Consider the following 15,426-nt stretch of genomic DNA (forward strand, 5'->3'; position numbering starts at 1 on the left):
TGTTTTCTAACTAAGCATTCATATTCTTACAATAATTCTCGATAGGGACCGGTATGTTGTTGCAAGGAATTGCTTCCTTATCACTAGCCCATCGTTCGCAATCTTGCTGATCTATTTTTACATCAATATTTCCAGCGATTAGAATAGATCGAGGTGATATAGGACATACAACTTTAGCCGAAGAATTACTTACTGGGGTAAGCTCCGAATTATCGATTTCATGTTGCATTTTTATTCCCAATATATAATCGAGGTAGTTCCTGGACTCCAGAAAACCAACTATATCAGATCGATAAATACACTGACCAAAGGTTAATTTATCATATTGACCTATTGCCCAGGGAGCTAAGAACTCTCGCAGGTCTTGTTTTAGTTTTTCCTGGTAAAAGGCTTCGTCCATGCCCTTCAATAGTTTAACATGGATACAAAAATGAACGGCTTCGTATCGAGGGTTCATAATTTTCAACCTGACAAAAGGCGACGAACATTGTTGAAAATACCGTTGTATATTTTCGAGTAGACTAACAGGCACCTTTGGTTCAAACAATTGGGAGGCTTTTAATTTATTTAAATCAGGAATTACGGCCAGAATAATATATCCTGGAGCCATTGGAATATCATTTTCATAGATTCTAGCATCCAATGCAAAACTATGGTTGATACATTTGACTTTAAATAATTCAGGGAAAGCCTCTAAGGCGATACGTTCATAGTCGAATTTTTGAATAGCCCTACCTTTATGTTTTAAGAGTTCACTAATTCGTATATAGAAATGTCCTTCTTCTTCGGGGATTCTACCAGCAAAGGAATCATAGGGTTGAGAAACAGATTTGACAGCTGCATCAGCATTCAGCAGTTTAGCAATTGATCCGGCTGGCAACCCTTGGTTTAGCCGTAGTTTATCATTTTCGGCATGATTGGTAAATGTAGCTTGAACAGCTTGGCAGTGAATTCCAATAGTTTCGCTGATGGATCGACTATTTTTAGGGACTGAAGCTTTTATCCAAAATAAACCTTCTGGTAGAACACTATTATCTGCAGATATATTTCCTGGAATAGCGAATTTAATGATACCGGAAGTTGTTAATCCATGGGTATCATCATCTAAAATTTCGAATCCATTTCTCAAATCCTTCCATACATTATTTTCTAAATAATGCCATTCCAAAGCTTGTCTTTCCGCTTCTGAATCTGCGGTAGCTTCTGCCAATTGAAACAATACATTAAGATTACTACCAGGAATTAAGTCCTGAATTCCTAAAAACAAAGTTCCTTCATCACAAAAAATTGGAAATAATGAAGTTCCATTTTTAAATTGTTCTTTTTTATAAGTTCCGGAAAAAGGATATAAATGAACGATTTCAATATCTTGCATTTCCGCAGTTGCAGAGTAATCTAATTCTAACTTACTAATTATGGGGGTCCAAGGTTCATTAGGAATAATGGCCTGAACTTTATCATTTTTAATGATGATCTCACGAATTAGGGATAGTTTATCTTGCAGATTTACCACATCACCAGTTAGGTTTCTATTGTTCAAATGACCAAAAACTGGTTCATAGACCGTACCTCGAATATCATCTGCTGGAGAAACGTCAATCGGATTCCCAAAAACTCCAATTTTAGATATAATCCCCGAAGAAGGGTTATTTACCTTATCAACTACTTGTATTGAAATGTTTTTTGCGCTATCTAAGTCAGCGAGAATAGTAGCAGTACTGAATACAATTAATCCAGCACTAGGATGATAATAAATGGCATCCTCAAGTTTACTATCGGGCAGCTTTCCTAATGCCATCATCTGACGCGCTAATACATAGGAATAAACTTTATGACAAAAATCCTGAACCTGAAGATTAATTTTCAAAAACCCATTTCTAAGCCCAGTTTCATATTGTTCAATCAATGGATCTGGGGATACAAAGCGTTGATTTAAAGTGAAGAAATCTTTATTTAAATATATACTCTGCGAAAAAACCTTTTCACCATCACAATTAGTACTATTATAAGAGTCAAATAGCCTTCTATTATGATAAGTTTTTCCTTGAATTATCGCCTGATGAGTTGATAAAGATGCTGATGTGTGCGCATTTTCTTTGACCCATTTTCCATTCTCCAGAATAGAGAGGTTAATCAGGAATTTATTCTCATCAAGGCCAAATTCAGCTCCATCTTTCAGGTAACCTTTATAATAATCACGAAAACTAAATGGTCTATCTTTCCAATTGAATTTAACATGGATGTCATTCCATTTCTTACAGAACAATTCCTGACTACCAATATAAAAATCTGGCCCAATAAGGTTCAAAGAAGTATTAACATTATCTGACGGAGGATTCTTAATATCAAAATCTATAACTTCTGGACGAACACCAAAAGGATAGATTGGAGCTTTTACATTTTGTAGGCTTTCACTATTTTGAACAATAATATTCTTCAATCCACAAACGCTGACATCAATTTTTGTAGAGGTAGAATTTGTAAGGCGAATGCTCCGAAAAAAGTGATAAAGAGACAAGTATTGAATACTTTCTGTTTGTTCTCGGAGGCAAAATAATTTATCATTATTAAACAAGGATTCAACAGGGATTTTCACCCGTTCATCCAATAAAACCCTAACTACCGGAGATTTACTGATAATACCTTCTTTTAGGATTTCATTATCATAGGCCACGATAGATTCCTCCGCCTCGGTTAAGACGGCAGAAATCGTAATTTCAAATTCCCCATTACTGTTTATTGGAGATAATGAAATTTGGGCTGGATTTATTGGATCGATCCAAGATTTTGGACCTGAAAATGAAATATTAAAAGCTTTAATGGGTTTAAAAATATCCTTTAAGAGCTTGATATCTGCTGGTGCAGAAATTAGTTCATGGTACTCCCCTTCTGAAATCACCTTCTCAAATAACTGCTTATCCAAAAAATGATAACATGAAGTCTGCTTACTAAGTGGGTTATCGTCCCTTAGCACGGATTCCAATTTTTCTTTAAGGTTCTTACTAATTCCTTTTTTAATGGCTAAGGCAATCAAATCCCTATTTATTGGATAAAAACGGTCATTAATTACAGTTTTCACCTGTTCATAAAATTGATTAGCAATGGCAGTATCCGTACAATTTTCATTTATTTGACAGGCAAGCTGTATATTAATTTTACGCATTCCTTCCTGAAGGAATAAAACATCAGAGGCAAGGATAAAACCTATTCTGGCTCTTTGATTGGCTCTAACGAATTTATTTTCTGGATCGATATATTTACTTAAGGCGGAACCTAGCGTGGACCAACTGGCTATTTGATCAGCTGGAAATGGTTTTTCAAGACCATCTGCCATACTCGCATTGCTTGCCATATAAACACCTTCGAGGTAAAGTTTTTTATTACTCTCCTGATTATTAAGAAACAAGGTCCTTTTATCAACGATTTTCGCTCTATTAACAACGATTTGATCATTTAAAGAAAACTGAATTTCAACCTTATTGGCATCCTTACTGTCTTTAACGAGCAAACCTTGTTCTAGCAAATAACTTTGAACCTGGTTTTGCAATTCGAAAATCAAATGAACCTTATCTGGCTGAGCAGATTTAGATTTTAGTAGTAAAACTTCCTTATAGAAAAAATCAAGATGTTTCTTGGTAAAGGAATTCAGGTCATTTTGAACATGTTTAAAGAGCTTCAAAAAAGTAAATAACAAGGCCAAATGAGGACTCAGTTTTTCTTTGAATTCTTCTTGAAGTGGGAGAAAACTAGATTCTAGACTTTCTTCAGCGGAGCCTTTTGAGATATCAATTACTGAAAGAAAAGATTCTGCTATCGCAATAATTTGATTTTTTAAATAGATACGTCTTTCTCTTTTAGTTTTTCCAGTTTCTTTAAAGCTTTCCAAATTTTGAATCGAGAAAAGATTATTCAAATCGAGGTTCCAACTAGGATTATCGATAAAAGGCATCAGGTTCAATGGCTTATTTTGCAACCATTTGACAGCAGAATTTATCTGAATAATAAAAAGTTTTAATGAATCAGATAGTTTGTCCTTAACCAATTTATTTAGGCTGAGTGAAATTGGCAACTCAGATTCCGATAGTTTTAAAGTCCATAAATTAATGGGTTTTATGATGGCCTGAAAAACATAATTGAAAATCAATTGGAGACTTACCTTCGAAGGGTCTTTTTCAAATAAGAACTGATAGAAGCTAAGTTTTTCTCTTATTTTCTGGGTATTATATTTAATAATTGAAGTGACGGTAAATGGGAGATTATTTTGAAAAAAAGGTTGCCAATCCGACACATTCAATTGAGGGTCATAATAATTGATATGACGGGATAATTTTTCAAAATAATCCAATAAATCAGCTAATTTTCGGGCATCAATCTGGGCTGAGCTAGACAACAGATCATCCATAACCCGTTGTCTTTGGCTCGTTCCGGGATCATTTAAAAAGGGATGTATCAAGTCTTTACACAGCATGGCATCGAAGATTAATTAGATTGATTTCAGGGCTTCATTTAAGTAATAGTCATATACATAATTGAATCTTGAATTTGTTCCTGGAACAGAATATTCAAGACTGATGGTAAATCGACCTTCTATGAGGTCCATAGAATCAGCGGGGCTGATTTCAATTTGTTCAACACGGATTCGGGGTTCATAAAATAAGATGGCATTTTTAACCCGGTCTTTGAGATAACCAATTACGGAACTATTCAAGGTTTCAAATACATAATCTGTCAGATCGCATCCATACTGAGGTTGCATAACCCTTTCACCCAATGCGGTAGAAAGCAGGATATTTAAACTTTGATCAATATCTTCAGTACCAGAAACCATTTCAACATTATTAGAAATATTATTGAATTCTGGGGGAAATGACCATCCAGTTCCTAAAAATGATTTAAATGAATTTTCCATAGTCATGTGTTTTTATCCTCCAATTTGCACGGTTGGCAATCCTAATACGATTGTTCCTCCATGAGCTGTCAAATCTCCTTGTCTAGCGGCAGGTTTTCCACCTATGAGTACTGTTGCTGAGCCTTGAACAATATTGTCAGGAGCTCCAGTACATAGCAGCAGATCACCAAGAACCGCTGCTGGGATTCCTCCAATCAAAACGGTTGGTACTCCAGGACCAAGAATAGGTCCACCAATATGTGGAACAGGTCCTGGGCTAACCATTGGACAGATATGCATATCATTTATTCTTGCTGCAGATGCCATAATTAGTTTATTTTAACCATTGAACCTTTTATTTCAGCGACACCCGTTGCAGATATTTTTGTCATTGAGGCAGAAACATTGACATTAGTGTCGGATTTGAGATTCATTGTTTTTCCGATCACACTTAATTTTGTTCCAGCCGTAATTTTTAGTTCTGTTCCGGCTTTTAATTCAATTTTCTTTGGACTTTCAATAAGAATTCCATTGTTGTCCATTACTATTTTATTTTGATTTTGATCTTGTATCTCGATCTTTTTTCCATCTTCATCTAGAATAATACTATTTCCGGCAGGGGTATCAATTGTGATTGTTTTGCTGGAATCATTAAAGTGAATTCTCATTTTACTACGTGAGAAAAAGCCTTTCTCATCATTTGCATCTGAACCTTTCAGGGGTGCAGGTTTTGCACTACTATTTAGCATTCCCAGCATCACGGCATGTCTTGGATCATTATTGATAAATCCGACGATTATTTCATCATCGATTTCAGGTCTAAAGAAAGTCCCTCTTTCATTTCCAGCATCCAGGCAATTAACCCTTACCCAGGTTCCATTGGAACTATTATCGATAATTGGAATCTTAACCAGAATGCGATCTTCGCCTTCAGGGTCGTTTTCTAATTGTAAAACCTTTCCAATTTGAAGACCTTCAATAGCACCTAATAAACCAGATGCAGAATGGGCATTTATATCCGTATACTGGGTGCAATAATTATTGGAATTGAGTCCAAATTGGATATGCGTATACCAAGTTCCATCACCCATATCCTGGCGTACAGCGGTCACATAAGCATTACCATTAAAACGATCAGATACGGATGCAATTTTCACCATATCACCGGGTTTAATATTTTCAAATCCTGTAAACCGAGCACGACCTTGAATTTTAGACAAACGACTTCGCATCATCGTGCCTTCGGCCCAAGCTTTTAATTCTTCTTCTAAAAGTTGTCCACTATGTTGTAATTGATATTTATCAAGTTTATTTTTCTCTGCTAGGAAAGAACTTTCAACATTTCCTTGTTCGATAAAGTCCTTAGCTTTCTCTATTTCTTCAGAAGCAATCTTTTGGTTTTTATAATCCCAAGCATTCGCTTCCACCTTAGCCCATTGATTTTTAATATCCATTTCTGCTTCGAACTCCACAATGGAAGATCCGTAGGTCAACTGCATTACAGGGTCCGCATCAGTTTTCGGGAATTCAATCTTTACCTCTCCATTACTTACATTGATTAATTGTCCATTGGCCTCTGCCCGAAGGAGCAAAAAATCCCAATCCGTTAAATGATGTTGAATTATTTCTTTATGTGGAACCTTAGTGGATTCTACACTGGATGTTAAGTCAGCGTAGGATTTAATTATACTTTCCATGATTCCGTCATCCTTTTCATTAAGAAAGTATTTACTACGGCGAGATAATGTCATTTGTATGGCATTATCCCGACATTCTATATATAATTGGGAATTACCTTTTTCTTTTACTTTAACTTGCTGCTTAGTAATTATTCCTTTAAAAGCAGTTTTGTTGTCACTATCAAATCCAAGCTTGATTACAATTTGATTTCCTGGAACAAAATCTTCTTTATTACTAAGTTCAAAATTCCCCAATGCAGCATCACCATCCTTCAATAATATTCGAGCGACAGGTATTCTATTGATTTCCTTATCAATTGAAATACTAAGCAATTCATAGGATGAATCCATAAGCTGTTCATTCAAATAAATTTCGAAACTTACAGTATCATGCTGCGAAGGATTATGAATTAGAAGTTCTTCCATTAGTTTGCTTTTTTATTAAAAGGTGGAAAATAGATTTCTTGACCTGGTATTAATTTTTTTATAGATATCAATCCATTAGCCTTAGCTACTTGAAGGAAATATTTGGAATCATTGTATATTGAAAAAGTCATCAGGTCCAATCGATCCCCTTGCTTTATTACGCGATGATGGGTTAAATCGGGAGATGAAGGATTATCTTCAGCCATTCTTTGTTCCCTTGATTGGTAATTCAAGAAGGTTGCTGATAATTTAGCTCTTAATGGTGTTCCATCGGGTTTAAATAAGGTAAAGTTTATATCAAGATTTGAGAGAACACAGCGGAAACGGATTTCAGAGCCCCAGATAATTAACAGGAAATTTGGACGATGGATGTCACCTTGATAGTTATAGGCACAGTCCATGAAAATTTTCAACTGTTCCTGAACAGGCTTGCTTTTATATTCCTCCCAATATCCTTCCATTGTACCGGTTCCATCCAAGATGAAATCGAGTTTTAATTCCTCTGGCGCTGTTGATTTAAACTTCACTTCAGGAGCTCCGGCTCCATGAGGTCTTTGAACATCATGTTCAATTTTATAGTTTTTGGAAAATGTCTCTGGATTAATAGGGGCAACAAATGCAGGCGTATTAGTTTGTTCAGCAGCATTCATTTGAAACTGTCTATCCGTAAATGAATAGATCAACAATTTCTCTAATTTTCCAGAACTATAATTAGCGCTCATTTTTATCTTTTAAGATTTCCAATACTTTTTCGACACAGACTTTGATAATCTCTTCAGCTGGAGAAACACCATTATCCTGATTTCCTTGTCCATCTCCATTGAGAGGAATTTCTTGAATGATGGTTGCCTTAATGAGCAACTCTCTGACTTCGACAGGCATAGCTAAGATTTTTGAAAAATTAATCGGTTAAAGTTTAACTCCAAGGTTTCAATCAGGATTTCAGCACGTCCGGCATTCAATTCTGATAATTTCCAGGATCTGGGCCATACATTATTGATTTTCCAATGCATTAAAGATTGATGTTGTTCATCCAATAAATTGATAATGACCGTTTCTAGCGGTTCATATTGTTGATCATCGAAAGCTCTTTTCAACCAATCTGTAATTGCGGATTCACCAGGTGCAATCAACCCTCTTTTTAAGACTAAAGGACCATATTTGTGGCGAACAGGTACAACATGCTCAAACCTATTTTCGCCGCCTTCCTTGATGGTTTCCACATCAATGCTGGAATCCAATCCAGTGACAGACTGAAACTTAATATCAACGGCTTTATTACCTTTCAGAGTAAAGTTTACTGAAAAGTGAAAGTTGACGGTTTGATAGAATGAATCAGGCATGGTCCTTTAGTTTATTTTTTAGCTTCAACAATAGATAAGCCTTCATGTACGAGTTCCATTGATTCAATAGCGACTTCGTTAGCGTCGGCTTTCAGGTTTGTGGATTGCACTTTGGAAGGCCAAGCCCGAGACAAGGTCCAAGAAATTATGGGTTGATGTTCTTCGTCCAGGAGACGAATTGTTACATCCCGACGGAACTTTTCTTTTCCTTCTTGGAACATCATGGTTTTTTTCCATTGTTCAAAGAATTCAAAATCACCAAAGAAGGTTCCTCTTTTCAAGGTTACATTCGGGTATTTCGTTAACCCTGGCTGCTTGGTTTTATTATATGTCGGGCTACTACCTTCCCGGTATTCAATAACCTCAGTTTCAAAGTCAAGTCCACTCACTTCGGTAAAACCGATTCTAGTTCCGCCCCAATCCAATTGGAAATGGAACTTGGGAAGTGGATAATTTTTTTTAGGATCGTTTGACATAACTTAAGATTTAAGCGTTTATGTTATTTACATTTATTTGCAGGATTGACCTCATTAATTGCATTTTCGAGGCTTTGCTTGCAGGCTAGCAAGGCGTCTCGTTTTTCTTTTGCGGAGTCCAATTCTTTCTTGAGTCCATCTACATTCTGTTTGGAGTTCAGGTAATCGGTTTCTAGTTGTCGATAATATTCATCGCTATCGATTGGAAGATGAATGGCGGGTTCTAAGCAGCAACATTCATAGCCTTCAGAACTTTTCACAATCTTGCTGGATTCAGGATAAGCAGTGCTATCTGGGTTGGAACCTTGGTTGCATTTAAATTTATCCTTCCAGTATTGGATCACTCTTTTCAATCCATATTCCTCACAGATATTGATATGCAGGCCATAGGCCAATTCAACAACGGCCACTACCTGAGGGATCATAATATCGCGGGTTAAGATTACAGCATCCAATTTTTGACCATAGTCTTCCAGTAATTTCATTATTCCAATTCCTGGAGATAACTCAGGTCTTTTCAAGCAATTGATACAGAGCAATAACTTATCATATTGGGATTTCAGTTTGTCGACGCGGTTATAGAGGTCTTCAACCATGCAAAAAAGGATTTCAATGGCCTTATTGGTTTTATCGGTCACTAGACATACTTTTTGTAGTAAAAGAATAAAAAGTTCTAATTGGCGACAAAGAGCATCAGCATTTTCATCGGTTGCTTCCCAATCTGCGAACCAAGCTTTGAGCCGATCTCTTTCCTCTACACTGAGGTTATATTCCAGTTCTTTGTTACTGGCATATGCATTAGCAGATTTCCAATCTGCTGTGACTTGCACAAGATCGCCTAACCATGCCTCATAACAACAATCTCCCCCATTTTCATTGGGATTAGGTTTTTGATCACAACAATCAAAAATATCTCTATCTAGCGTGCTTACTTCATTATAGCTTAACATAATCGTGTTATTTAGGGTTACTATTAGTCGCAACTTGCGCCATCATTATCCTTGATGCAATAGATTTCGGTGACCTCTTTACAGATATCACAGATATCACATTTACATTTTTTGAATCTGTTATTTTCATCATTCGAGCCTTCATTACATCCGCAATCGCCAATACAATTACATTTATGGCAACATAAATAGTCTTTAACCTCCACGAGCGTTTCTAGTTCATTCCGTTTATTATATAAAGCATAACTGGATTGAGTTTGAGACTTAATAGCGAGGGTAAGATCATCTTGGGATTTTTTAAGTCCGGCAGTAGCATTAATGATTTGGGAAAGGATTAAGTCATCGAATGTTTTGGCATTTGTAGCGAAATCCTGTTGGAATTTCTCCAAGGATTTAATGTTAGAAAAAGATTGAATGCCTATGATATCGGAGACAGAGTTGCAGATAATATCAATTTCCTGGCTTAATTCAATTGGTTTTTCCACCAATTTTTGGAGTACTCTGCATGCATCCTGACACTCATTGGGCAATTGATTACTTTCAGCTAGTTTTTCATTATCATTACAATTTTCAGAAGAACAGCCTAATATTTTAAGTTGTCCTGAATTGCAACTGTCATTCATTCCAGCATCTAGTTTTGCGGCTGATTCGCGGAGGTTAGCAAAAGCTACCTTTGCATTTTTAGCAGTCATGGAGACTGCTTTTAATGCGGCTAACAGGGCATCATTTTGTAGAATACTGGCAGCAACATTCTTTTTTATTTCATCCGATGCTTGGATCAACTCCACTCCTACTTTTAGTTCCAAGTTGCGGAGCATTTGATAGTTTTTTTCTGTTTTGACAAAGACGCATTTTTTCTTTTCGTACATCATCAAAGTACCATCTTTGGTAACTTCACTTTCACTCAATTCTCCCAGTTTCCCTTTTAATCTATTGCAATAATCTTCTTTGATTTGATATAGATTTTTTTGAGTTATAGTTTTAGCTTCATTACCATTGCAATTCCCATTTTTAGGGTTTCGCATATTTGAGCTTTCTATGGTCATAACAATGATTATTTATGGTATACAATAGGTTAATTAAGATTCAGCGAGCATTTTATGCATAAATCTTAGGATAATGAATTCAGCAGGTCTGACAACGGCCATTCCAATTTCCACGATCATTCTACCTTCCCAGATATCCAATTCCGTCATTGTTTCTCCGAGTCCGATATGGACAAAGAATGCTTCTTTGGTAGATGCGCCCATTAGGGCTCCAGCTTTCCATTGTTGGGTGAGGTAATTTTCAATCATTGATTTCACTCGGACCCAGGTATTCCGGTCATTTGGTTCAAAGACGAATTGTTCAGTAGCATTTTTCACAGACTCTTCTGCCATATTAAAAAATCTTCGCACCGGTACATATCGCCATTCATTATCATTTCCGGCCAATGTTCGTGCTCCCCAGACAATGGCAGGTCCGCGACCTGGAAACGAACGGATTACATTGATAGATTTACCAGCAGCAGAATCTACATTCAGATTCATTTGTTCCTTTTGGTTGATCAGATATTGAGGTCGGATAGCATTGCTCACATTAACATTCGCAGGAGCTTTCCAAACACCACGTGCATTATCAACCTGTGCATATAAGCCTACAATTGCCGCCGACACTGGCATCAGCATCTGAATATTTGAAACAGCACTTTTGGCTTGAAAATACTTTTCATTATTTACGGCCAATAGTTCTTTCAGATTTGCAGCACCGGGAACTCCCGTTACTATTACTAATTCATCATTATCTTTATTGGGATCTCCTACTACTTTATAGGAATAATCAATAGAGGTGTAAAGCTTCGGAAAATATACAGCTGCATATTTATAGAAATCAGTTGTTCCCGATAAAGTACTTCGAAGAAGTTCAACATCTAAGTTCCATTGATCTAGGTTTTCAGCATTATGATAGACATCCAAAACTGTGAATCGATCTTGAAGTTCGACACATTGCTTGATTGCTTCGGTATGAATATCATAGTAATCCGTGGCAGAACTCAAGTTCATGGAATCTGGGAAAACCAATAAAGTAACCTCATTGATTTTGGCGACTTCCTTTAAACCATCTAAGAGATCAGCTACAATAATCGTCCCTCCAGAATCGGAATAATTACCTACCGAGGTAATCCAGCAAGGTCCCCCACCATTAGCGAAGAACAATTGCATGGAATAATACATCAGGAATTTAGATCGTTTGGTTTCGTCCATTTTGCCATTAACGGCAGAATTAGGTCCAAATTCAACTGATAGGCCTTCTTTTTCAGGATCGGGATAACCAAAATATTGCTCGTATTGAAGCATAGATTCAATACGCCACGGTTTATTTCTGAGGTCATCATTTTCTTTCCATTTTGCATTCTCAGTGTATCCAATAAAAGCTGGAATTGCAGTTTCAACCGAAGCAATGGAAGGCGGAAGATGTGGTATTTCTTCAATATATACTCCGGGGGTTTTATATTCTTGCATAACAATAGATTTTGGTTATTATTATTTTTTACAATCAAGGTTCTAATGGAAACAAATCAGATTCTGGAACCATTATTTCACTATATATTTTATTATTTTCTATTCTACAGTTTGAATTTGATGATGGATTCGGGAGATATAAAAAGCTACTATCAGGATTCTGATAGAGGGTTATATTTGAAGTTAATGGTCCCGGATGTTTGGATATCAAAGTTCCGTCAGTAGAGTTTAATAAATCTGGAAATAGACCTGTTTTTAAGGCTTTACTCTTATTATTTACATACCTCCAAAATGAAGATTTACTTCTAATATTAATTTCAAAAAATGGCGTCGGAGGATCAATAATATTAAATTGATTTTTTCTGCTAATCAATTTTCCTGAGGCATCAATAATTTTGAAACCGTTGATGTTGCTTTTTACCTTATATAATATTAGCCCAACAGAATTTCTTAATTCAGATTCATTTTTATAAAAAACTATTTTATGATTTTGACTATATCCTGTCGTATTGGAAACTTCAAGGTCATAGAGCAATTGGTCATTGTATGGATCATCAGGCAGCATTCGAATCAATTTAGGATCCCAAACAATTTGAACCTTGGACATAGGATTGACACTTTTGACCATAATTTTCTGAACTAGTGTTCCGGCGGAATTTTTTAGTTTAAATGTTGCATTCGTAATGTTGTTGGCATTCAAAAAATTGTAAATAAAATTCGGAGGAACAAGCAGGCGATCATTTTCATTAGCATAGGCTTGACCCACAATAGGTTTCCACGTCTTCGTATCTGAAAAATCAGAATAGAAGGTTCTAATATCATTGGATCCAAATTTTGCAATTTCACCCTGTTCGTAAGTTTTGGCAGCATCGAAATCGGAAACATCGGCGGTTAAATAAGGAGAATTCCGGTGGCCTGATAATGTAGCATCATTTGAAAAGAGGTAATATGCATTTATAAAAGAATTCATTTTTGCATTACTTACTTCATTTAATTTTGATGATTTTTTATAAATAAGAATTGGAATAAGCAAGTTGTCCGATAAAGGATTGATAGGTTCATAAGTAGTCATACCACTAGGGAGTTTCTTAGCACGAACCGCAACCAGGATTTTACATCCGGAATAAGTAGGAAGTAATTTTAGGTTATTATTTTTAAAGATATCTTCCTGAGATTCTGGGGTTAAAAAATCAATATCATCATTGATATGATCCGCATAAGATTGAAATTTCTTGAACAAAAAATCAAGTCGATCTAGTTGGTTAGCGAGCTCAAAAATGTTATTCCCTGATTTCTCTGTTTGATAAAATTCATGGTAGAGTTTAATCTCAAATAACGATTTATAGAGCGTCTTCATCTCATCAATTTTTATTGGATAGATTAGTTTGAATTTCTTCGATTAGAGGTGCATCTTTAACCTTAACATGTTCAGAAAGCGAAATCAATCTGAGTTTGTACATGGCAAAAGGAACCTGTCTTCCACCCAGGGATCCCCATAAATAATTAATCTGTTCAAAGGACAAGGTATAGAGGTCCATACAGAAGGAAAATTCAATATTCTGATCAGGATCATAGGGGTTTACATAATTAAAGTTGTTTTTACTTTGCAAGAAGCTAATGACCAAGGATAATCTTTTCAATGCGAGCAAGTAATTATCACCTGCATAGTTACATGTAATTAGCACATATAAGTTTATGTTTACTGGTGGATTTTCGTAATAAGCATTAGCATTAGAAGTTCTTTTCAAGGAGGTTTGATTTTTCAGCGTATTTTCCTCTTCAATATTGACCAAAGTAATTACGATATTATCAGGAAGCCCGGAGCCCGCGGAGGTTTCAGCCAAGCCAATATTATCAACTATAATATTAGCTGCAGCATCGCCTTTGGAAGCTAGATAAGACGAAAGATTGTCTTTGAATAATATGAGTGCCTGATCAATCATTTTGAAAGGTTATATGAAGTTTGAGTACTTCTAGTGGAGAATATTAATTCAGAAATAAATTTCCAGATTAAAGGAACACAGGACAATAGCTATCAATAGTCATTTGATTTTTTAAACCATATCAAAGAGGATGGCAAATTTAGTCAATTGACAAAGATTGTTGATTTCCAGTTTATTAGTTATGTTTTTCCGATGATTATTAACGGTATGAATGGAAATAAATAAGAGATCCGAAATATCTTGACTTGATTTACCTTCTACAATCAGTTTAATAATTTCTTTTTCTCTTTTGCTCAATAACATTACTCGATTACAATACTTTTGAAAATCACTTTGATCAGAAAGAGACACCTGTTTATTTTCTGATTTATTTAATTCGAAGGCATACCTGAACAAGATAAAATTCTTTGAGTCTTGATGAATAAGGGATAGTTTTGAGGTAGCGAAATACCATTTATAATCACTTTTATTCTGGGGTCTATTTTTTTGAAAGAAGAAGTAAACTTTATTAAGGTTATTTTGTTTGAAGGCATGGTAAAGATTAGATTTTAATACCACATTATCTTCAGCAGGAAAAAAGAAATCAAAATACGCTAACCAGATTTGTTCTGCATCCGGATGGACTTGGTTCAACATTTCGGTCCTACATTTGTAGTTCAAAACGTTGGAGGTTTCCTTGTGATTTTCTACAAACAGATTTCCTACATAAAAATCCCCTATTTCTACTTTCAGAAATTTCTGCTGTAAAATCTGACTTAGCATCTCAATAATATGTTTACTAAAATCATATTTTGAGCTTATCTGAGAATTCTGTAAGAGGCTCATAATATTAATCAATTTATAGTTAGTGTTTGTACAGTGAAAATTGATTTTAAACCAATTTTGATAGTCAATAGAAATAAAACTAATTGGAATTGGTTATTTATAAATCCTGAATGAGTGAGTACTTGAAAAGAATGAGTAAGTAATAATAATAAATTATTGAAGGCTGTAAGAAAAACGGAATCTATAAGAAAATGAGAGAATTATAAATTAGGATACAAAATATAGAAAAATAAATGATAAAATTTAATATTTCCCTAAAACCGTTAACAATATTTCACTTAAAACAAGATATTTAGTTAGTAGGAAATGAGAATTAGGGTGTATTTTAGCATTAAAAAGGGAGGGTATAAAGTAAAAAAAGCCGTCTAAACTTTCGTAAAGACGGCTCATAAATA

General features: G+C 35.4%; 14 protein-coding genes. All 14 read right to left on the reverse strand.

All coding sequences use genetic code 11. The features are described 5' to 3' along the window. Positions 1-10: 10 nt before the first annotated feature. The 14 genes from PZ892_RS09965 to PZ892_RS10030 all read right to left on the reverse strand — a co-directional run bounded on the left by PZ892_RS09965 (position 11) and on the right by PZ892_RS10030 (position 15,031). Entirely contained in the window at positions 11-4,402 is a 4,392-nt protein-coding gene (locus PZ892_RS09965) for a hypothetical protein (RefSeq protein ID WP_277710980.1), read from the reverse strand. 81 nt (positions 4,403-4,483) lie between these two features. Further along, positions 4,484-4,909, reverse strand: a complete 426-nt coding sequence (locus PZ892_RS09970; RefSeq protein WP_094281851.1) for a GPW/gp25 family protein — start codon at positions 4,907-4,909, stop codon at positions 4,484-4,486. Between the two features lie 12 nt (positions 4,910-4,921). Next, positions 4,922-5,215 carry a PAAR domain-containing protein gene (locus tag PZ892_RS09975; RefSeq protein WP_094256662.1) on the reverse strand — a complete coding sequence of 98 codons (294 nt, stop codon included), beginning with the start codon at positions 5,213-5,215 and terminating at the stop codon, positions 4,922-4,924. 2 nt (positions 5,216-5,217) lie between these two features. Beyond that, positions 5,218-6,993 (reverse strand): type VI secretion system tip protein VgrG, encoded by a 1,776-nt coding sequence (gene vgrG, locus PZ892_RS09980; protein WP_277710981.1) that lies wholly within the window; start codon positions 6,991-6,993, stop codon positions 5,218-5,220. Further along, complete coding sequence (locus PZ892_RS09985; protein ID WP_277710982.1) at positions 6,993-7,715, reverse strand: LysM peptidoglycan-binding domain-containing protein; 723 nt, start codon at positions 7,713-7,715, stop codon at positions 6,993-6,995. Before PZ892_RS09985 ends, vgrG begins: the two co-directional genes overlap by 1 nt. Then, positions 7,705-7,875: a DUF5908 family protein gene (locus tag PZ892_RS09990; RefSeq protein ID WP_169715174.1), complete on the reverse strand. Its 171-nt coding sequence runs from the start codon at positions 7,873-7,875 to the stop codon at positions 7,705-7,707. Before PZ892_RS09990 ends, PZ892_RS09985 begins: the two co-directional genes overlap by 11 nt. A gap of 2 nt (positions 7,876-7,877) precedes the next feature. Next, positions 7,878-8,336, reverse strand: a complete 459-nt coding sequence (locus PZ892_RS09995; RefSeq protein ID WP_094281855.1) for a phage tail protein — start codon at positions 8,334-8,336, stop codon at positions 7,878-7,880. Positions 8,337-8,347: 11 nt separating this feature from the next. Continuing rightward, positions 8,348-8,812, reverse strand: a complete 465-nt coding sequence (locus PZ892_RS10000) for a phage tail protein (protein ID WP_094256666.1) — start codon at positions 8,810-8,812, stop codon at positions 8,348-8,350. Between the two features lie 23 nt (positions 8,813-8,835). Next, on the reverse strand, positions 8,836-9,762 hold the full coding sequence (locus PZ892_RS10005; protein WP_277710983.1) for a hypothetical protein: 927 nt from the start codon (positions 9,760-9,762) through the stop codon (positions 8,836-8,838). A 23-nt stretch (positions 9,763-9,785) separates the two neighbouring features. Continuing rightward, a complete protein-coding gene (locus tag PZ892_RS10010; RefSeq protein ID WP_277710984.1) occupies positions 9,786-10,808 on the reverse strand; it encodes a hypothetical protein in 1,023 nt (340 codons plus the stop codon). A gap of 33 nt (positions 10,809-10,841) precedes the next feature. Further along, positions 10,842-12,263, reverse strand: coding sequence for a phage tail sheath C-terminal domain-containing protein (locus tag PZ892_RS10015; protein ID WP_277710985.1), 1,422 nt, complete (start codon positions 12,261-12,263; stop codon positions 10,842-10,844). A 34-nt stretch (positions 12,264-12,297) separates the two neighbouring features. Beyond that, complete coding sequence (locus tag PZ892_RS10020) at positions 12,298-13,620, reverse strand: hypothetical protein (RefSeq protein ID WP_277710986.1); 1,323 nt, start codon at positions 13,618-13,620, stop codon at positions 12,298-12,300. A 4-nt stretch (positions 13,621-13,624) separates the two neighbouring features. Next, on the reverse strand, positions 13,625-14,206 hold the full coding sequence (locus tag PZ892_RS10025) for a DUF4255 domain-containing protein (protein WP_094256671.1): 582 nt from the start codon (positions 14,204-14,206) through the stop codon (positions 13,625-13,627). Positions 14,207-14,317: 111 nt separating this feature from the next. Then, positions 14,318-15,031 (reverse strand): helix-turn-helix transcriptional regulator, encoded by a 714-nt coding sequence (locus PZ892_RS10030; RefSeq protein WP_094256672.1) that lies wholly within the window; start codon positions 15,029-15,031, stop codon positions 14,318-14,320. Positions 15,032-15,426: the final 395 nt, after the last annotated feature.

Source organism: Sphingobacterium sp. WM (assembly GCF_029542465.1).
GTDB lineage: Bacteria > Bacteroidota > Bacteroidia > Sphingobacteriales > Sphingobacteriaceae > Sphingobacterium > Sphingobacterium cellulitidis.